Here is a 19172-nt window from a genome sequence, read left to right on the forward strand (position 1 = left end):
GCCTGGCCTTTCGAAGCGGCCCAGGATCGTTTTCGGTATTACCGCATCGGGCTTCTAGAGACCAAGTCCGCCGATGCAGACATATTTGGTGTCGAGATAATCCTCGATGCCCTGATGGCCGCCTTCCTTGCCGAGGCCCGATTCCTTGACTCCGCCGAACGGCGCTTCAGGGGTGGTGATGAGCCCTTCATTGACGCCGACCATGCCGTATTTCAGCCCTTCCATGACCCGGAAGGCGCGGCCGAGATCGCCGGTGTAGAAATAGCAGGCCAGGCCGAACTCGGTGTCGTTGGCGAGTGCTACGGCCTCTTCCTCGGTCTCGAACTTGAATACCGGCGCCACCGGGCCGAAGATTTCTTCCTTCATGAAGCGCATCTTCGGCGTCGCATTGGCGATCACCGTCGGCTGGAAGAACGAGCCGCCGAGCGCGTGGCGCTTGCCGCCGGCGACGACCTTGCCGCCCTTGGCGGTAGCGTCGGCAATCAGCTCCTCGACCTTCTCCACCGCCTTTTCGTCGATCAGCGGCCCCTGCTGGACGCCGTCTTCGAGGCCGGAACCGACCTTCAGTCCGTTGCTCGCAGCAGCCAATTTTTCGACGAACCGGTCGTAGATGCCGGCCTGCACCAGGAAGCGGTTGGTGCAGACGCAGGTCTGGCCGGAATTGCGGTACTTGGCGGTGATGGCGCCGGCGACGGCCCGCTCGATGTCGGCGTCGTCGAAGACGATGAACGGCGCATTGCCACCGAGCTCCATCGACACTTTCTTGACGGTCACCGACGACTTCTGGATCAGGATCTTGCCGACCTCGGTCGAGCCGGTGAAGGTGATCTTCTTGACCAGCGGGTTGGCACAGATCTCGTCGCCGATCTCACCGGCAGCGCCGGTCAGGATATTGATTACGCCTTTGGGGAAGCCGACTTCCTCGGCAAGCGCGCCCCAGGCAAGGCCGGAATAAGGCGTCTGCGACGCCGGCTTGACCACGGCGGTACAGCCGGCGGCAAGCGCCGGGCCAAGCTTGCGGGCCAGCATCGAGGATGGGAAATTCCACGGCGTGATGGCGGCGACGACGCCGACCGGTTCCTTGGTCACCAGGATACGGCGGTCAGCCCAGGGCGACGGCACGACGTCGCCATAGGTGCGGCGACCTTCCTCGGCGAACCACAATATGTAGGACGCGGCCGAGCCGATCTCGCCCTTCGATTCGAACAGCGACTTGCCCTGCTCGATGGTTAGTAGTTCGGCCAGCACGTCCTGATTGTCCATCATCGCGTCGTGCAGCTTGCGCAACAGCTTCGAGCGTTCGAGCGCGGTGGTCTTGCGCCATGTCTTGAAGGCAGCGTCGGCGGCCTCGATGGCGCGGCGGGTCTCGGCCTTGCCCGACTTCGGCACGGTGCCGATCTTGAGGCCGGTGGCAGGATTGTTGACGTCGACCGTCTGGCCTGAATCGGCCTGCACCCATTCGCCATTGATGAGATTGGCCTGCCGCATGAAATGGCTGGTTTTCTGAAGCATGATCTCGCCTCCGTTCGGCACCTGGCGGGCCGGTCGCTGATTTCGTGAATGGACGTGCGCGATAGCATCGCTAGAGCCACTGCTCTTAGCCCAGGGCAAGCCCCGCAAGCAATCACAAGATGGCATATAGGGTTTGGGCCAGCCAAAGCGAGAGCGATGCAGCCGGGTTCTTATCCAAAAACCCGGGCTCTTATCCAAAAACATGGACGACCACGGTCAGCCAAAACGCAGTGGTCACGACCGCACAGGCGGTGGCGATGGTCATCTGGTTCGACGCCAGCGCCTGGCCGGTGTTGAACTGCACCGCGATGAGATAGGAATTGATGCCGGACGGCAACGCCGCAACCATGACCGCCACCTTGGCCGTCAATGGCGGCAGGCCGATCAGCCAGACCAGGCCGAGAACCAGCGCCGGCATTAGGAACAGTTTCAGCGCCGACAGCGCCAGCGCCGGCCTTACATTGCCGGAAATGCCGAAACGGCGCAGGCTGAGCCCCATGGCGAACAGCGCCACCGGGGCGGCCGTGCCGGCCAGCGCGTCGCTCAGCCGCGTCGCAAGCACCGGCAGCGGCGCACCGGTGAAGCGCCACGCCAGCCCGGCCAGTATGCCGATGATCAGCGGATTGATGAATACCCTCCTGAGAAAGCTCCTGACGACGCGGAGCGGATGCACAGGCTCGCTGCCGCCGCGGCCGAACATCTCGAACAGGATGATCGAGGCCATCATCATCACCGGCAGGTGAATGGAGACGAGCAGTGACAGCACTTCGAACCCGGCCGGCCCGAACACGCCGATCATGAAGGGCGCGCCGAGCAGGACGACGTTGGAGTAGGACGACGATACGCCGCCGACGACGCCGGCGCGGGCGTCTCGTCCGAAAATGCGCGTAATGACCAGATGGCCGGCAGCCCAGGTAAGCGCGACCGCCGCGAAATAAGCCCCCCATAGCGACCACGGCGCCACGCCGTGGAAATCGGCCTTTACCATGGTCTGGAACAGCAAAAGCGGCATTGCCACGTTGATGGCGAATTCGGATACGCCCTCGCCGCTCGCCGACTTCAAATAACCGGTCAACCCGGCAAGATAGCCGAGCCCGACAAGACTGAAAACGAAGAGGACGGTTTCGGTAAGCGGAGACATTTTTCCCGTGATAGGCGAGCCCCGGCGGCGGCGCAATCGCCCTTCCCTCGCGAATGTACCGGCCAACAATCCGGCCGCTCGGATCTTGCCCGAATTTGCTCATGGTTGGATGCCAGCGCTATACAGGGTTGTCGGGGGACACGCGGCGAATGGGCCTTGTCGGAAATCAGCACTTCTTCAAGCAGGCGTGGCTGACGGCTTTCGTCGGCGCCATGCTTTGCCTCGTGGTGACCTCGGCTCATGCCGCGGAGCCGGCGAGCCTCAAGGGTGTGGCGCTGATCGTCGGCCAGTCGAAATACCAGCACATAGCGGCTCTTCCCAACCCCGCCAACGACGCCCGCGACATCGCCAAGATGCTGACCGACCTCGGCTTCGACGCGCGCAGTGTAACCGACCGCGACACGGCAAAGCTGAAGCGCGACCTCGAGCGTTTCGCCGAGGATGCAGAGGACGCCGACGTCGCCTTGATCTACTATTCCGGCCACGGCATCGAGGCCGGCGGCGAAAACTATCTGGTGCCGGTCGACGCCGACGTTTCTTCATTGAAGGACGCCGATCAGGCCCTGGTGCCGATCTCCGCCGTCATGGACGAATTGAAGACGACCGTGCCGGTAACGATCATGTTGCTCGATGCCTGCCGCACCAACCCGTTTCCGGCGGATGCGGTGCTGCGCCGGGCGCCGACGGCCTCGGCCTCCCCGATCAGCGCCGGCGGATTGGAGCCGGTGCGCGGTGCCAGGGCACTGGCAAACGCGACCGCGACGGAAAATCTGGGAACGGTGATCGGCTTTGCCGCCGAGCCGGGGCGGCCGGCACTCGACGGCATCGTCGGCGAAAACAGCCCCTACGCAGCGGCACTTCTGCGCCACCTAGCGGCAATGAAGGGCACCGAGTTCGGCTCGGTCATGCGCATGGTGGCCGAGGAGGTCTATCTCGACACCAAGGCAAGGCAGCGGCCATGGGTCAATGAAAGCCTGCGCCGGCTGCTCTATTTCGGCGTTGCACCGCAGGAGCCGACCGGCGACGACGACCTGATCACCGGCGAGCGGCGGCAATTGCTGCTGACGATCGCCGAGTTGCCGAACCCCAAGCGGGCACAGGTCGAACTGGCCTCGCTGCAGGACGGCGTGCCGCTCGACGCGCTTTATGGCGTGCTGAAGGCGCTCGGCACCGAAAAGATGCCGGAGGACCCCACCGACCTGCAAAAGCTGCTCGATGCGCAGGCCGAGCGCCTGAAGAAGATGATCTCCGAGCGCAACGCGCTGCGCACCGACGACCCCGAGATCAGCCGCCTCGTCGCCTCGGCCGACAAAGCGATCGGCCAGGGCGCCATCGTCACCGCGCGCAACTTCCTCGACCAGGCGGTGGGCCGGGTCGAGCAGGCCAGCGGCGTGGTCGATCGGGCAGAGGATCTGGTCAGGCAGAAGCGTCTTGCCGACGCGGCGATCTATGCCAGGCGCGCCGACGCTTCGGCGCTGGTCTTCGACTATCTGTCGGCCGCCAACGACTACGGCGAGGCCTTCTCGCTGGTCGAGAGATGGGACGACAGGCTGCGCTGGAACTACAAGAACCAGGAGGCGGAAGCGCTCAACGCGCATGGCAACGCCACCGGCGACAGGCAAGCGCTGCAGCACGCTATCGACGCCTACCGCGTCATCCTGAACTTCATCCCCAATGGCGAGCAGAACCGCGACTGGGCGATCACCCGCAACAACATGGCGGTGGTGCTGCAGACGATCGGCGAGCGCGAGCGCGAAACCGACCGGCTGGAAGAGGCAGCGAAAATCTTTCGCGATTCGCTTGCCGTGTTCGAGCGCGAGAAGGACGACATCAACTGGGCCGCGGCCCAGAACAACCTGGCCAATGTGCTGTTGAAGATCGGCGAACGCGAGAGCGACCCGAAACGCCTGAATGAGGCGGTGGTGGCGATGCGCGCCACGCTGGAGAAGCGCCCCGCGACAAAGTCCCGCTGGACTGGGCCGCCTCGCAAAGCAACCTTGGCCTTGCGCTTTACGCGCTTTCGGAGCGCGAACCGGACGGCGAGCGCCTGACCGAGGCCGAGGCCGCCTACCGGCTGGCGCTTGAAGAATACACGCGCGAAAAGGCGCCCGTTCAGTGGGCGATGGTCCAGAACAATCTCGGCAACACGCTGGTGTCTCTCGGCACGCAACGCAACGACAAGGCAAAAATCGACGAGGCAGCCGCGGCATTCCGCGCCGCGCTCGAAATCCGCACACGCGACACCTTCCCGCTCTCCTGGGCGAGCAGCCGTCTCAATCTGGGTAACGCGCTGAGCAGTGCTGCCCGTTTCGATCTCGGCACCGGCCTGCTCGAAGAGGCGGCTGCCGCCTATGGCGACGCGCTGACCATATTCACACGCCAACGTTTTCCGACGGATTGGGCTTCGGCGGAGAACAATCTCGGCTCGATCTACCAGACGCTCGGCCAGCGCACGCGCGATCCTGCCAGGCTTGAGCAATCGGCGGCCGCATACCGGGCGGCACGGCGCGTCTACACCAAGAAGGAGTTTCCGCTCGACTGGGCGATGACCCACTACAATCTCGGCAACACGCTGCAACTGCTCGGCGGCGTGACCGACAAGCCGGTGCATTACGAGGAGGCGATCGAGGCCTATCGCGATGCACTTCGCGAATACAAGCGCGAGACGACGCCGCGGCAATGGGCACTGGCGCAGGCCGGTCTAGGCTCGGCGCTGCAATGGCTGAGCATGAGCGAGGCCGATCCCCGCAAACTGGCCGCTTCGATCGCCGCGCGCCGGGCAGCGCTGGAGGTGCTGACCTTCGAGACCTCGCCCGTCGACTGGGCGAACGCGCAGAACGGCATCGGCATGAGCCTGATCAATCTAGGCAATCTCGAACGCACCGGCAAATATCTGGACGAAGCCGAAGCCGCCTTCGAGGCAACGCTCAAGGTCTTCACCCGCGAAAGCCAGCCGATGCAATGGGCCTTCGAGCAGAACAATCTCGGCGACGTCCACTGGAACCGCGGCAGCTATGGCGGTGGCAATGCCGAATACCAAAAGGCGATCGAATTCTTCGAGAACGCCAAGCAGGGCTTTACCGATGCTGGCTATACACTCCCCATCCCGCTGACCGACCGCAAGATCGATCTGGTGAAGAAGCAGATAGCGAAGAAATAGGCGTCTCGGCCGCAGGTTGCACTCGGCTTGTCTTTCAGCCGGCTTTGCCGTCCCTATATGCCGGTCACCGGGGACCTGCCTGCCGGTCACCCGAAAAGGATGTCTGATGCTTCGATTTGTGCTGGCGCTGCTGTTGCTTGCCGTTTCCGCCACAGCCCATGCGACGGAAGCCGGCTGGGCGCTGCTGCGCGACGGCGGGCATGTCGTGCTGCTTCGCCATGCCATGGTCACAGGCACCACCGATGCGGCCAATTTCGACCTCGGCAAATGCACCACCCAGGTCAATCTCTCGGAGCGCGGCAAGCAACAGGCGCGCAAGATCGGCGCGCTGTTTGGCGCCCGCGCGGCACCGGTCGAGCGCGTGCTGTCCAGCCGTTATTGCCGCTGCCTCGAGACCGCCCGCATCGCTTTCGAAAGCGAGCCGGAGCCGTTCGCACCGCTTGACCTGCTGAAGACCGACGAAAAGGAGAAGGCCGCTCAGATCGCTGCGATCCTGGCAGAGATCCGCGGCTATTCCGGCTCCGACAATCTGGTCATGGTCACGCATCTCGAAGACATCAAGGAATTGACCGGCATCTCGCCGCGCGAAGGCGAAGCCGTGGTCGTCGAGCCGCAAGGCGACGGACTGCGCGTGCTCGGCCGCGTTACCTTCTGACCGGGCCGGTCGCTCCTCGCGTCGAGCGAGATAGGTGTTGCCGAAATGCCACTGCCACGAGAAGCCGTGGTTGGATTCCGATCTCATCTTGCTCTGCCTGGGCAGCAATCCCATCTGCGCCCGGCGTATCAGGCCTTTTCCTGCCCGGAAAAACCGATTAGACAGCCCAAAACACATGCGGACAGATTCCGCCCGCAATCGAAGGAAAAGCCCTTGTCCACCACGTTCGACAAAGTCGCCAAGATCATCGCCGACACCAGCGAGATCGACATCGAGACGATCACGCCCGAAAGCCACACCATCGACGATCTCGGCATAGACAGCCTCGACTTCCTCGACATCGTCTTTGCCATCGACAAGGAATTCGGCATCAAGGTGCCGTTGGAAAAGTGGACGCAGGAGGTCAACGACGGCAAGGCCTCGACCGACGACTATTTCGTCATGAAGAACCTGTGCGCCAAGATCGACGCGCTCGTCGCCGCCAAGAACGCCATCTAAGCACAGCGCTTGCCGCGCCCTCACCCACAACAGCCGCCCATGAACCCCCGCGACGTCGTCATATCAGGCATCGGCCTTGTCTCGTCGTTGGGCGAGGGTCCGGATGCGCATTGGCAAAAGCTCGTCCAGCCGCGCCTTGAACCGGTTCTGGAGGCCTCGCGCTTCTCGCCCTATACGGTCCACCCGCTGCCGGAGATCGACTGGAACCTGCAGATCGCCAAGCGTGGCGACCAGCGGCAGATGGAGACCTGGCAGAGGCTCGGCACCTATGCGGCCGGCCTTGCGCTCGACGATGCCGGCATCAAGGGCAATGACGAACTCTGCGCGACCATGGACATGGTGGTGGCCGCCGGCGGCGGCGAGCGCGACGAGGCGGTCGACGCGGCCATTCTCGCGGCATCGGAAAGCCGCAATGACCGCGACGTGCTGCTCAACGAGAAGCTGACCACGGAATTGCGCCCGACGCTGTTTCTGGCACAGCTCTCCAACCTGCTCGCCGGCAACATCTCGATCGTCCACAAGGTGACGGGATCGTCGCGCACCTTCATGGGCGAGGAAGGTGCCGGCGTTGCCGCTGTCGAGACGGCGGCCGCGCGCATCCGCTCCGGCCAGTCGACGCATATACTGGTCGGCGGCGCTTTCCAGACCGAACACTCCGACATGCTGCTCGGCTATGAACTGGCCGGCTACCTGCATCGCGGTCCGTGGACGCCGGTCTGGCAAAGGCAAGGTGCCGAGGGCGGCGGCGTGGTGACCGGATCCGGCGGCGCGTTTCTCGTCCTGGAGCAGCGCGAGCATGCGGAAAGCCGTGGCCGGAAGATCTATGCGGAACTCGGCCCGATCCTGTCCGGCCGCGCCAGGCGCCGGCGGGGCGAACTCGATGGCGAGATCGCCGCGCTGCTGAAGCAGGCCGCATTGCCGAATGGCGAACTGCTGGCGATCTCCGGCGCTTCGGGCGCCCATGCCGCGACCGCCGCCGAGAAATCGGCGCTCGACGCCAATCCGGCGATCGCCGCACGCGGCTTTTCGACGCTGACCGGCCACATGAAGGAAGCGCAGTTCCCCTTTGCCGTGGCGCTGGCGGCACTGGCTGTCGACCGCAAGGCCGCCTACCCTGTGTTCGACGCCACAGTCGAAAAACCGTTTGCCGGTGTCCCGAAGACCGTCCTTGCAACGGCGATCGGCTATCACCAATTCGAGGGCATGGCGCTGATCAAAGCCGCCTAGAGCATCGGACCGAAACGTGTGGCGCGGTTTTCGGGCGATCCGACGCTCCAAGAGAAACAGGTTTTTGGACAACAAATGGCCAATCTGAACGACCACATGGGCAGGCCCATCGTCGCCGTCACCGGCATCGGCGTGGTGACGTCGCTCGGTGTCGGCAAAGCCGACAATTGGGCGGCACTTACGTCAGGCAAATCCGGCATCCATCCGATCACCCGCTTCCCGGTCGATCATCTCAACACCCGCATCTCCGGCATGGTCGATTTCCTGCCGTCGAGCTCCAAGGGCGCCAGTCTCCTCACCTATGAGCTTGCCGAAACCGCCGCCCAGGAAGCTATGTCGGAGGCCGGCCTCGATGCCGGCGATTTCGGCGGACCGCTTTTCCTCGCTTCGCCGCCGGTCGAGCTCGATTGGAGCGAGCGCTTTTCGCTCTACAATTCCGACAAGCCCAATAATTCAGACAGGCACGATTCCGGTGCCGAAAGGCTGCTGCGGGTAGCGCGCGGCCTCAGGGAACTCGACATCTTCGAGACCACCCAGTTCGGCTCGATTGCCGACCGGCTTGCCGACCGTTTCGGCACGCGCGGCCTGCCGATCACGCTGTCGACAGCCTGCGCTTCGGGCGCCACGGCGATCCAGCTCGGCGTCGAGGCGATCCGCCGCGGCGAATGCGACAGGGCGCTGTCGATCGGCGCCGACGGCTCGGCGACCGCCGAGGCGCTGATCCGCTTCTCGCTTCTGTCCGCGCTCTCCACACATAACGACATCCCCGAAAAGGCTTCAAAACCCTTCTCCAAGGACCGCGACGGCTTCGTGCTGGCCGAAGGCTCGGGCGCCCTTGTGCTGGAATCGCTGGAGGCAGCACTTGCCCGCGGCGCCACCGTTCTCGGCATATTGCGCGGCTGCGGCGAAAAGGCCGACGACTTCCATCGCACCCGCTCCAAGCCGGACGGTTCGCCGGCGATCGCGGCGGTGCGCGCCGCTCTTGCCGATGCCGGCTTGAGCGAGGACGGGATCGATTATGTCAACGCCCATGGCACCTCGACGCCCGAAAACGACAAGATGGAGCATTTGTCGCTGTCGACGGTGTTCGGCGAGCGGATCTCGTCAATGCCGGTCTCGTCGAACAAATCGATGATCGGCCACACCCTATCGGCTGCCGGTGCCGTCGAGGCCGCATTTTCGCTGATGACGATGCGCGAAAGCGTCATTCCGCCGACCATCAACTACGACAATCCCGACCCGGCAATCGTCCTCGACGTGGTGCCGAACACCAAGCGCAATGCCGAGGTCGGCACCGTCCTGTCGAACTCCTTCGGCTTTGGCGGCCAGAACACCTGCCTTGTCATGGCGCGGGAACCGGTCTAAGCGACCGTTCCGCTCTAGCACTGTTGTCGTGCGCATGATCCCTTCCGAAACGGTTCTCGGTCATGCGCAACCTGGGATCTGGCATGCGCGCATTGCAACTTATCGAGGACCGCCGCCTTGAAACGGTGGACCTGCCGCCGCCGCCGCCGCCTTTGCTCGGCGAGGTGACGCTGCGCATCAAGGCCGTGGCGCTGAACCATATCGACGTCTGGGGCTGGCGCGGCATGGCCTTCGCCAAGCGCAAGCTGCCGCTGGTTGTCGGCGCCGAGGCCTCGGGCGAGGTCGAGGCGGTCGGCCAAGGCGTTTCCAGCCTTGTGACCGGGCAATTGGTGTCGATCTATGGCGCCCGCACCTGCGGTCTTTGCCGCGCCTGCCGCGAAGGCCGCGACAATCTCTGCGAGCATGTTTCGGGCGTGCACGGCTTCCATCTCGACGGCTTTGCGCAGGAAAAGATCAACCTGCCGGCGCGCCTTCTGGTCCCGGCTCCGCCCGGCGTGAGCGAAATCGGCGCGGCGGTGGCGCCTGTCACCTTCGGCACGGTCGAGCACATGCTGTTCGACAATGCCCGGCTGCAGCCCGGCGAGACGATACTGGTCCATGCCGGCGGCTCCGGCATCGGCTCCGCCGCGATTCAGCTGGCCAAGAAGATGGGCTGCACGGTCATCACCACCGTCGGCTCGAACGACAAGATCGACAAGGCCAAGGGGCTCGGCGCCGACCACGTCATCAATTACCGCGACGACCGCTTCGAAGGCGTCGTGCGCAAGCTGACCAAGAAGAAGGGCGTCGACGTGGTGTTCGAGCATGTCGGCGCCGACACATTTGCCGCCTCGATGCTGTGCCTCAAACGCGGCGGTCGGCTGGTCACCTGCGGCTCGACCTCCGGCGTGTCGACGCAGATCAATTTGATGCAGTTGTTCCAGCAGCAGCTGAAGCTGCTAGGCTCGTTCGGCTGCCGCATGGAAAACATGGCCGACGCCATGCAGAAGATGGCGGCGGGTCTTGTCGCGCCGGTGATCGACACCGAGGTTGGCTTCGACGGCATCGATGCGGCGCTGAAGCGCATGGAAGGCCGCGACGTCTTCGGCAAGATCATCCTGCGCGTCGGCTGAAATGATCGGCAACGCCTTCAGGAAGATCCGCAGGGACGTGGGATTCCGCTATGGCAGGCGGCTTCGCCAGTTCAACTACTGGCTGGTCGCGCGCGTCGCGATGATCATCATCTCCGCGCTGCGCCTGCTGCCGCCCGACAGGGCGCTCAATTTCGCCGACCGCGCCGCCCGCCGCATCGGCCCTTGGGTGGCGCGCCATCAGGTTGCCGTCGACAATCTGCGCAAGGCCTATCCGGAAAAAAGCGATGCCGAGATCGAGGCGGTCGCTTCCGACATGTGGGGCAACATGGCCCGCCTGGCCGCCGAATACATCTTTCTCGATGCTTTGTTCGACTACGATCCCACCGCGACGAAGCCGGGCCGTGTCGAGGTCAAGGGCGTGGAGCATTTCGTGCGCATTGCCGGCGAGGACAAGCCGCATATCGTCTTCACTGGGCATCTCGGCAATTTCGAGCTGCTGCCCGTGGCGGCGGCGACCTTCGGCATGAACATCACGGCGCTGTTTCGCCCGCCCAACAACCCTTACCTCGCCGACTACATCCTCTCGACCCGCCGCTCGAGCATGGGATCGCTGCTGCCGTCTTCGACCGGTGCCTCGTTCGCGCTTGCGGCCATCCTGGAGAAAGGCGGCAATATCGGCGTGCTGGTCGACCAGAAATTCACGGGCGGGCTCGAGACGACATTCTTCGGCCGCCCCTGCGAGAGCAACCGGGTTCTCGGCACCCTGGCGCGGCACTACGATTGCGATGTCTACCCGGCGCGCTGCGTGCGCCTGCCGAACAACCGTTTCCGGCTCGAGATCGAGGACAAGCTCACCTTGCCGCGCACCGCCGGCGGCAGTGTCGACGTCCGCGCCACCACCCAGCTTCTCAACGACGTGGTCGAGCGCTGGGTGCGAGAAGACCCCGGCCAGTGGATGTGGTTCCACAAGCGCTGGGAGATCAGCGGCCGCAAAAAGCGTCGGCCGGCGACAGTGCGCGACAAAGCCGCCTGAGCGGAACGATCTTTTTGGGCACAGGCCCTATTTTGTTCTTGCTTTGTGCCGGCAGCTATGCTACTAATTTCAGTATGGTGCCATTTGGCCCCGACGAACCCGCCGCTCCGGCGGGTTTTTTATTGCGGGCCGAGGAGCAGGCCCTAATTCGTCACGAGGATCCGCGTATTACCGAAGCCGGCTTTGCGCACCATCGAATAGAACGCGGCGGCGTTGCTGGGGTGGAGGCGCACACAGCCATGCGATGCCGGGCGCCCCAATTGCCGGATCGCGCCGGTGCCGTGGATAGCATAGCCGCCGCGGAAGAACACCGAATAGGGCATCGGCGACATGTCGTATTTGCGCGAATACCACATCCGGGCCGTCCGCTGTGGGCGATAGCTGCCGCGCGGCGTGATGTAGCCTTTGCGGGCGGTGGAAACGCTCCACCGGTAATACGAAAGCCCGTATCTTACCGTCATCGTCTGCGAGGAAATATCGATGTTCGCGACCAGGCTGGCCGCCCGGCTCTCGAACGACGAACCGAACAGCATCGCCATCAATGCCGCTGCCATGAGAATAGTGTTTTTCATGCAATCAAACCCCTTTGATGCCCCTTGCCTGCCTGCCGTCACGCTGTTCTCCAGCGTTTTGATGGCAAGCCAGCGAGCTAACACCTACTCCCTGACGATTTCACCAATCCAAAGCAGCGAATTTGAACGATTTCCCGCAATAGTTGCCGTAACGACACGCAATCGACTCGCAATTCGCCATCGGGCTTGCAAAACCCCCTCATCCGCTGCTCAATTCGCCGAATGAACGAACCGAACGAACGGCTCCTCAAGGCTATCGATGACCGAGCCGATGATCTGGTTGCACTGACTGCGGATCTGATCCGCTTTCCGACCATCAATCCGCCCGGCGAAGCCTATCGGCCATGTGCCGAATATATCGGCGCGCGGCTGAAGAAGCGTGGTTTTGAGATCGAATTCATCCGTGCCGAAGGCACGCCCGGCGACACTGACCGTTACCCGCGCGTCAACGTCGTCGCCCGTTTCGATGGCCGGGCGCCGGGTGCTTGCGTGCACTTCAATTCGCACATCGACGTCGTCGAGCCCGGCGACGGCTGGAGCCTCGATCCGTTCGCCGGCATCGTCAGGGATGGCAAGGTCTATGGCCGCGGCGCATGCGACATGAAAGGCGGGCTTGCCGCCTCGATCATCGCCGCTGAAGCCTTCATGGAGGTCTTTCCCGATTTTCCCGGCGCCATCGAGATTTCAGGCACGGTCGACGAGGAGTCCGGCGGCTTTGGCGGCGTCGCGCATCTGGCCAAGCTCGGCTATTTCTCCAGGCCGAAGGTCGACCACGTCATCATTCCCGAGCCGCTCAACAAGGATCGCATCTGCCTTGGCCATCGCGGCGTCTGGTGGGCGGAGATCGAGACCAAGGGCGAGATCGCGCACGGCTCGATGCCGTTCCTCGGCGACAACGCAGTGCGCCATATGGGCGCCGTGCTGCGGGCCTTCGAGGATGAGCTGTTTCCGGCGCTCGACCGCAAGATGACGCGCATGCCGGTCGTGCCCGAAGGCGCAAAGCGCTCGACCATGAACATCAACTCGATCCATGGCGGCCAGACGGAGGATTTCCGGCCCGGCCTGCCCTCGCCCAACGTGCCCGATTCCTGCCGGCTGACCATCGACCGCCGCTTTCTGCTCGAAGAGGATCTCGCTACGGTCAAGAGCGAGGTGACCGATATCCTGGAACGGCTGAAGCGCGAGCGCAAAAAGTTCGATTACGAAATCCGCGATCTGATGGAAGTGCTGCCGCTGATGACCGAGCGCGACGCACCGGTGGTGAAGGCGGTCGCGCAAGGCATCATGGAGATATTCGACCGCGAGCCGGATTATGTGATTTCGCCCGGCACCTATGACCAGAAGCACATCGCCCGCATCGGCCACATCTATGACTGCATCGCCTATGGCCCGGGCATTCTCGATCTCGCCCACCGGCCCGACGAATGGGTCGGCATTGCCGACATGCTGGACTCGGCAAAGGTGATGGCGATCGGCCTCGACGTGCTGCTGAGGGGCGCCGGCCCGCTATGATCCGGCCATGGGCGGAAAAACATTCCTCCCGGCGTCGGCGGACGGTACGAAACGCAATTTACTCGGCGGCGAATTCACGCTTCTATCCGCCGGGTTTTGAGCACGTGTTTTAGCATATGGGGAGTTGCACGATGAAATTGTGGAAAACCATTCTGGCCGCCGCGGCGCTGGCGTTGGCCGCCGGAACCTCGGCGATGGCCGCGCGCACCGACCTGGTCATCGGCATTACGCTCGAACCCCCGCATCTCGACCCGACCGCGGGTGCCGCCGCGGCAATCGACGAGGTACTCTATGCCAATGTCTTCGAGGGCCTGACCCGCATCGGCCCGAACGGCGAGGTGCTGCCCGATCTCGCCGAAAGCTGGAGCATTTCCGACGACGGAAAGGTCTACACTTTCAAGCTGCATACAGGCGTGAAATTCCATGATGGCAGCGACTTCAATGCCGACGACGTGAAATTCTCGCTCGACCGTGCCCGCGCCGACAATTCCGTCAACGCGCAAAAGGGTCTGTTCGCCGCCATCGGCAAGGTCGAGGTCGTCGATCCCGCGACGGTGAAGGTCACGCTGAAGAACCCGCAAGGCTCGTTCCTCTACAATATGGGCTGGGGCGATGCGGTGATCGTGGCGCCTGAGACCGCCGACACCAACAAGGAAAAGCCTGTTGGCACCGGCCCGTTCAAGTTCCAGAACTGGGCCAAGGGCTCGTCGATCACGCTGGTCAAGTCGGAAAATTACTGGGGCGCCCCGGTGTTCCTCGACAAGGCCGAGTTCCGCATCATTCCGGATGCCGCCGCCGCCGTTCCGGCGCTGCTTTCCGGCGACGTTCAGGCCTTTCCCTTCTTCGACCCCGACAGCGTCGCCCAGGTCAAGGACGACCCGCGCTTCAAGGTGGTAATCGGCTCGACCGAGGGTGAAACCATCCTGTCGATCAACAACAAGAAGCCGCCCTTCGACAAGCTGCAGGTCAGGCAGGCGATTTCCTTTGCGCTCGATCGCAAGGCGATCATCGACGGCGCCTCGGCCGGCCTCGGCGTGCCGATCGGCTCGCACATGTCGCCGGCCAGCAAGGCCTATGTCGACCTCACCGGCCTCTACCCGCACAATGTGGAGAAAGCCAAGGAGTTGCTGAAGGAAGCCGGCCTGGAGAATGGCTTCAAGGCGACGCTGAAGCTGCCGCCGCCCTCCTACGCGCGGCTTGGTGGCGAGATCATCGCCTCCGAGCTTCGCGAAATCGGCATCGATCTCGAGATCATCCCGGTCGAATGGGCGCAATGGCTGGACCAGGTCTTCACCAAGAAGGATTACGACCTGACCATCGTTTCCCACACCGAGCCTAACGACATCGATATCTATTCGCGCAAGGACTATTACTTCAACTACGACAACCCGGCCTTCGACAAGATCATCGACGAGCTGAACCTTACCTCCGACGAGGCCAAGCGCACGACGCTGCTCGGCGAGGCGCAGAAGGTCCTGGCCGATGACGCCGTGGTCGGCTTCCTCTACGAGCTGCCGAAGGTCGGCGTCTGGGACGCCAAACTGCAGGGCCTATGGGAAAACGCCCCGATCCAGGCCAACGACCTGACCAAGGTGAAGTGGACGGATTGATCGCTGACAGAAAGGCGAAAGTTGCACTCCGTCACACCCCCCTCTGTCCTGCCGGACATCTCCCCCTCAAGGGGGGAGATTGAGCCCTCACCCCCGCTTTCGCTAACCACTAGCGTTGCAAGGACAGTGCCGGCGTGGAAACTGCCAATCTCCCCCCTTGAGGGGGAGATGTCCGGCAGGACAGAGGGGGGTGGGCGGGAACGCAAGCTTCGCCCGGCGCTTGCACCGGTCCCCTCATGACCGCCTATCTCCTCAAGCGCCTCGTCATCGCCGTCGTCACGCTGGTTCTGGCCTCGATGGTCGTTTTTGCCGTGCTGGAGATCATTCCCGGCGACCCGGCGCGGCTGATGCTTGGCCTGAACGCCAGTGCCGACCAGATCGAATTGCTGCGCAACCAGATGGGTCTCAACGCTCCCGTCGTGCTGCGCTACCTGCATTGGGCCGGCGGCTTGGTGAGCCTCGATTTCGGCCGTTCCTACACCTATTCGGTGCCGGTCATCGATCTGGTCCGTGAGCGTCTCGTCGTCTCGCTGCCGCTGGCGCTGATGGCGCTGGCGCTGTCCACAGTTATTGCAATTCCGGTCGGGTTGTTTTCCGCCAGCCGGCGCGGCCGCGCCGGCGACACGATCGCGATGGGTGCCGCCCAGCTTGGCGTCGCCGTGCCCAACTTCTGGTTTGCGCTGATGCTGATCTATCTTTTCGCCGTCTGGCTGCGGCTGGTGCCTGGCGGCGGCTTTCCCGGCTGGAGCGCCGGCGTCTGGCCGGCACTGAAATCGCTGCTTCTGCCGGCGGTCGCCCTCGCTCTGCCGCAGGCGGCGATCCTCGCCCGGGTCACCCGCTCGGCGCTGATTGAAGTGCTGAACGAGGACTACATCCGCACCGCCCGCGCCAAGGGCCTGCCCTATCGTCTTGTCTTGTGGCGGCATGCGCTGCGCAACGCCTTGATCCCGGTGGTCACCATTCTAGGCCTGCAATTCGCCTTCCTGCTTGCCGGCACCATCATCATCGAGAACGTCTTCTACTTGCCCGGCCTCGGGCGGCTGGTGTTCCAGGCAATCAACCAGCGTGACCTGATCGTGGTCGAGAGCGTCGTCATGCTGCTGGTTGCAGCCGTCATCGTCGTCAATTTCGTCGTCGATCTCTCCTATGCGGTGGTCGATCCGCGCCTGAGAGGCCGGCAATGACGCTGCACATCGACATCCCCGACGAGAACCTTGCCAGCATCCTGGCCAAGGCGTTCAAAAACCGTTCGTTCCTTGCCGGCTTTGTCATCACCGCACTGGTGGCCGCGGTCGCGATCCTCTCCTTCTTGTGGACACCTTACGACGTCACCAGACTGGTCATTTCCGACAAGACCCAGGCGCCATCATTGGCGCACTGGTTCGGCACCGACCATTTCGGTCGCGACATCCTGTCGATGATCATGGTCGGCGCCCGCAACTCGATTGCCGTGGCGCTGGTGGCGGTCGGGATCGGCATGGGCATCGGCGTGCCGCTCGGCGCCTTTGCCGCGGCGCGCGGCGGCATCGCCGATGACGTGCTGATGCGGCTGAACGACCTGGTCTTCGCCTTTCCGGCGCTTCTTTCGGCAATCATGATCACCGCCATCTTCGGGCCGGGCGCGTTCAACGCCATCATTGCCATCGGCATCTTCAACATCCCGGTGTTCGCGCGCGTCGCCCGGGCCGGTGCCCTGGCGATCTGGCCGCGCGAATTCATCCTCGCCGCCCGTGCCGCCGGCAAGAGCAGGACGCTGATCAGTATCGAACATGTGCTGCCCAACATCGCCACGCTGCTGCTGGTGCAAGGCACCATCCAGTTCGCGCTGGGCATACTGGCCGAAGCCGGGCTTTCCTATGTCGGGCTGGGCACGCAGCCACCGATGCCGAGTTGGGGCCGCATGCTGTTCGACGCCCAGACCCGCATGGTGGTGGCGCCATGGATGGCGATCTTTCCCGGCATGGCGATCGTCGTCACCGTGCTTGGCTTGAACCTGCTTGGTGACGGCATTGCCGACATTCTCGATCCGAAATCGCGGCGGCAGCGATGAGCCTGCTCGAAATCGAGAAGCTGTCGCTGACCATCGGCGGCACGCCCATCCTCAGGGACATCGAGCTGTCCGTCGCGCCCGGCGAAGTCATGGGGCTGGTCGGCGAATCCGGCTCCGGCAAGTCGATGACGGCGCTCACCGTGATGCAGCTCTTGCCCTGGGCGGCACGCGCCACCGGACGCGTTACCTTCGACGGCATCGATATTCTGGCGGCGAGCGAGGATCAGATGTGCGCGCTGCGCGGCGACGACATCGGCATGGTGTTCCAGGAGCCGATGACGGCGCTCAACCCGGTCAAGACCATTGGCGAGCAGGTTGCCGAAGGTATTCGCTGGCACACCAGGGCGAGCCGCGCGGACGCCGAGCAACGGGCGCGAAAAATGCTCGACCGGGTCGGCTTGCCGGCGGCGCAGTTCCCGCTGTCGCGTTATCCGCATGAGCTGTCCGGAGGCCAGCGCCAGCGCGTCGTCATCGCCATCGCCTGTGCGCTGAAGCCCAAGCTGCTGATCGCCGACGAACCGACGACCGCGCTCGACGTGGTGCTGCAGGCGCAGATCCTCGACCTTTTGCGCGACCTTGTTGCGGAAAACCGCATGGGGCTGCTGCTTATCTCGCATGACCTCGCCGTGGTGACCGAGATGGCGGATCGCATCACCATCCTGCGCCATGGCGAGGTGATGGAGGCCGGCGACACGGCGCGCATTCTGTCCGGACAGCTTCATCCCTATACGCGCCAGCTGGCGCAGGCCTCGATGCATGTGCCGGCGCGAGCCCGCACACACGACAGCGGATCGGCCAAACCGCTGCTTCAGGTAGAGAGCGTAACGCGGGATTATCCGGGACGGCGCATATCCCTGTTTAAACGCGCGGCTGCCATCCGCGCCGTCGACGATGTCTCCTTCTCGATGGCGCCCGGCCGGTCGGTGGCGCTCGTCGGCCGTTCCGGCTGCGGCAAGTCGACGCTTGCCCGCATGGTCCTGGCACTCGACAAGCCGACATCGGGAACCATCCGCTTCCGCGGCGATATCCTCACCGGCAAGAGCGAGGCGGAGCTGAAGCCGGCACGGCGCGACATGCAGGTCGTGTTCCAGGACCCGTACGGCTCGTTCGACCCACGCCAGAAGGTCGAGAGATTGGTGGCCGAGCCGCTGCATGTGCTGGAGAAGAAGCCGGCGCCCGCCGCGCGGCGCGAGATGGTGGCGTATGCGCTGCACGAGGTCGGCCTCTCACCAGGCGACATGGACAAGTATCCGCATGAGTTTTCGGGTGGCCAGCGCCAGCGGCTGTCGATCGCCCGCGCCATCATCACCCGGCCGAAGCTGGTGGTCGCCGACGAGCCGGTCTCGGCGCTCGACGTCTCGATCCGCGCCCAGATCCTCGATTTGTTCGCCGAGCTCAACCAGAAGCTCGGCATCGCCTACCTCTTCATCACCCATGATCTGACCGTCGCCCGCGCCATCACCGACGAGGTGCTGGTCATGCATGACGGCAAGATCGTCGAGCGCGGCAGGACGAGCGAAGTGCTCGACCACCCGCAATCCGATGCCGCCAAGGCGCTGGTCACTGCCGCTCCGGACCTGCACCGGGCGATCGCAAAAAGGCTGCAGGAACAGGGGTGAGCCGCAAGGGGCACGGGCCTTCCGTTCTCCCACTGTGGGGTCCGAAGGACGGGGGCGAGACCGGTGGCTCGCCCTACGAGGAGGCTCCGGTGGTTGGCGACGTGGTGGAGACGACTGTTTGTGGCCAGCCTATGAAAGTAGAAAA

General features: G+C 63.8%; 16 protein-coding genes. 13 read left to right on the plus strand and 3 right to left on the minus strand.

What is annotated here, in order from left to right:
• Window positions 1-54 precede the first annotated feature (54 nt).
• Both NKI17_RS21725 and NKI17_RS21730 read right to left on the minus strand, forming a co-directional pair.
• A complete protein-coding gene (locus NKI17_RS21725; protein ID WP_352454576.1) occupies window positions 55-1512 on the minus strand; it encodes an NAD-dependent succinate-semialdehyde dehydrogenase in 1458 nt (485 codons plus the stop codon).
• 190 nt (window positions 1513-1702) lie between these two features.
• On the minus strand, window positions 1703-2653 hold the full coding sequence (locus tag NKI17_RS21730) for an AEC family transporter (protein ID WP_352906786.1): 951 nt from the start codon (window positions 2651-2653) through the stop codon (window positions 1703-1705).
• 149 nt (window positions 2654-2802) lie between these two features.
• Between NKI17_RS21730 and NKI17_RS21735 the strand changes: the two genes are divergently transcribed.
• The 8 genes from NKI17_RS21735 to NKI17_RS21770 all read left to right on the plus strand — a co-directional run bounded on the left by NKI17_RS21735 (window position 2803) and on the right by NKI17_RS21770 (window position 11664).
• Window positions 2803-4704 (plus strand): caspase family protein, encoded by a 1902-nt coding sequence (locus NKI17_RS21735; RefSeq protein WP_352906787.1) that lies wholly within the window; start codon window positions 2803-2805, stop codon window positions 4702-4704.
• A 71-nt stretch (window positions 4705-4775) separates the two neighbouring features.
• The gene (locus NKI17_RS21740; protein ID WP_352786966.1) at window positions 4776-5813 is read left to right on the plus strand and encodes a tetratricopeptide repeat protein; all 1038 of its coding nucleotides are present in this window, start codon (window positions 4776-4778) and stop codon (window positions 5811-5813) included.
• A 106-nt stretch (window positions 5814-5919) separates the two neighbouring features.
• The gene (locus NKI17_RS21745; RefSeq protein WP_023676461.1) at window positions 5920-6468 is read left to right on the plus strand and encodes a histidine phosphatase family protein; all 549 of its coding nucleotides are present in this window, start codon (window positions 5920-5922) and stop codon (window positions 6466-6468) included.
• Window positions 6469-6681: 213 nt separating this feature from the next.
• Window positions 6682-6966, plus strand: a complete 285-nt coding sequence (locus NKI17_RS21750) for an acyl carrier protein (protein WP_023676462.1) — start codon at window positions 6682-6684, stop codon at window positions 6964-6966.
• 39 nt (window positions 6967-7005) lie between these two features.
• Window positions 7006-8193 (plus strand): beta-ketoacyl-ACP synthase, encoded by a 1188-nt coding sequence (locus NKI17_RS21755; protein ID WP_352618470.1) that lies wholly within the window; start codon window positions 7006-7008, stop codon window positions 8191-8193.
• A 75-nt stretch (window positions 8194-8268) separates the two neighbouring features.
• A complete protein-coding gene (locus tag NKI17_RS21760) occupies window positions 8269-9558 on the plus strand; it encodes a beta-ketoacyl-ACP synthase (protein WP_352704555.1) in 1290 nt (429 codons plus the stop codon).
• An 83-nt stretch (window positions 9559-9641) separates the two neighbouring features.
• Window positions 9642-10670 carry a zinc-binding dehydrogenase gene (locus NKI17_RS21765; protein WP_352906788.1) on the plus strand — a complete coding sequence of 343 codons (1029 nt, stop codon included), beginning with the start codon at window positions 9642-9644 and terminating at the stop codon, window positions 10668-10670.
• 1 nt (window position 10671) lies between these two features.
• On the plus strand, window positions 10672-11664 hold the full coding sequence (locus tag NKI17_RS21770) for a lipid A biosynthesis lauroyl acyltransferase (RefSeq protein WP_352906789.1): 993 nt from the start codon (window positions 10672-10674) through the stop codon (window positions 11662-11664).
• Window positions 11665-11807: 143 nt separating this feature from the next.
• On the opposite strand, the gene NKI17_RS21775 is transcribed toward NKI17_RS21770, so the two are convergent.
• Entirely contained in the window at window positions 11808-12236 is a 429-nt protein-coding gene (locus NKI17_RS21775) for a L,D-transpeptidase (protein ID WP_352906807.1), read from the minus strand.
• A 222-nt stretch (window positions 12237-12458) separates the two neighbouring features.
• On the opposite strand from NKI17_RS21775, the gene NKI17_RS21780 reads away from it, so the two are divergent.
• The 5 genes from NKI17_RS21780 to NKI17_RS21800 all read left to right on the plus strand — a co-directional run bounded on the left by NKI17_RS21780 (window position 12459) and on the right by NKI17_RS21800 (window position 19027).
• Window positions 12459-13748, plus strand: coding sequence for an acetylornithine deacetylase/succinyl-diaminopimelate desuccinylase family protein (locus NKI17_RS21780; RefSeq protein ID WP_352906790.1), 1290 nt, complete (start codon window positions 12459-12461; stop codon window positions 13746-13748).
• A 131-nt stretch (window positions 13749-13879) separates the two neighbouring features.
• Entirely contained in the window at window positions 13880-15358 is a 1479-nt protein-coding gene (locus NKI17_RS21785) for an ABC transporter substrate-binding protein (protein ID WP_352906791.1), read from the plus strand.
• A gap of 236 nt (window positions 15359-15594) precedes the next feature.
• Window positions 15595-16542 (plus strand): ABC transporter permease, encoded by a 948-nt coding sequence (locus NKI17_RS21790; RefSeq protein WP_352906792.1) that lies wholly within the window; start codon window positions 15595-15597, stop codon window positions 16540-16542.
• A complete protein-coding gene (locus NKI17_RS21795; protein ID WP_352906793.1) occupies window positions 16539-17408 on the plus strand; it encodes an ABC transporter permease in 870 nt (289 codons plus the stop codon). Before NKI17_RS21790 ends, NKI17_RS21795 begins: the two co-directional genes overlap by 4 nt.
• Window positions 17405-19027, plus strand: a complete 1623-nt coding sequence (locus tag NKI17_RS21800) for an ABC transporter ATP-binding protein (protein ID WP_352906794.1) — start codon at window positions 17405-17407, stop codon at window positions 19025-19027. The genes NKI17_RS21795 and NKI17_RS21800 overlap by 4 nt, the downstream gene beginning before the upstream one ends.
• Window positions 19028-19172 lie beyond the last annotated feature (145 nt).

The sequence above is a fragment of the Mesorhizobium sp. M0816 genome (genome assembly GCF_040320005.1).
GTDB lineage: Bacteria > Pseudomonadota > Alphaproteobacteria > Rhizobiales > Rhizobiaceae > Mesorhizobium.

Coding starts and splice junctions, on each gene's coding strand:
- NKI17_RS21725 (WP_352454576.1), bottom strand. CDS start 1,512: ATGCTTCAGAAAACCAGCCATTTCATGCGGCAGGCCAATCTCATCAAT.
- NKI17_RS21730 (WP_352906786.1), bottom strand. CDS start 2,653: ATGTCTCCGCTTACCGAAACCGTCCTCTTCGTTTTCAGTCTTGTCGGG.
- NKI17_RS21735 (WP_352906787.1), top strand. CDS start 2,803: ATGGGCCTTGTCGGAAATCAGCACTTCTTCAAGCAGGCGTGGCTGACG.
- NKI17_RS21740 (WP_352786966.1), top strand. CDS start 4,776: ATGGTCCAGAACAATCTCGGCAACACGCTGGTGTCTCTCGGCACGCAA.
- NKI17_RS21745 (WP_023676461.1), top strand. CDS start 5,920: ATGCTTCGATTTGTGCTGGCGCTGCTGTTGCTTGCCGTTTCCGCCACA.
- NKI17_RS21755 (WP_352618470.1), top strand. CDS start 7,006: ATGAACCCCCGCGACGTCGTCATATCAGGCATCGGCCTTGTCTCGTCG.
- NKI17_RS21760 (WP_352704555.1), top strand. CDS start 8,269: ATGGCCAATCTGAACGACCACATGGGCAGGCCCATCGTCGCCGTCACC.
- NKI17_RS21765 (WP_352906788.1), top strand. CDS start 9,642: ATGCGCGCATTGCAACTTATCGAGGACCGCCGCCTTGAAACGGTGGAC.
- NKI17_RS21770 (WP_352906789.1), top strand. CDS start 10,672: ATGATCGGCAACGCCTTCAGGAAGATCCGCAGGGACGTGGGATTCCGC.
- NKI17_RS21775 (WP_352906807.1), bottom strand. CDS start 12,236: ATGAAAAACACTATTCTCATGGCAGCGGCATTGATGGCGATGCTGTTC.
- NKI17_RS21780 (WP_352906790.1), top strand. CDS start 12,459: ATGAACGAACCGAACGAACGGCTCCTCAAGGCTATCGATGACCGAGCC.
- NKI17_RS21785 (WP_352906791.1), top strand. CDS start 13,880: ATGAAATTGTGGAAAACCATTCTGGCCGCCGCGGCGCTGGCGTTGGCC.
- NKI17_RS21790 (WP_352906792.1), top strand. CDS start 15,595: ATGACCGCCTATCTCCTCAAGCGCCTCGTCATCGCCGTCGTCACGCTG.
- NKI17_RS21795 (WP_352906793.1), top strand. CDS start 16,539: ATGACGCTGCACATCGACATCCCCGACGAGAACCTTGCCAGCATCCTG.
- NKI17_RS21800 (WP_352906794.1), top strand. CDS start 17,405: ATGAGCCTGCTCGAAATCGAGAAGCTGTCGCTGACCATCGGCGGCACG.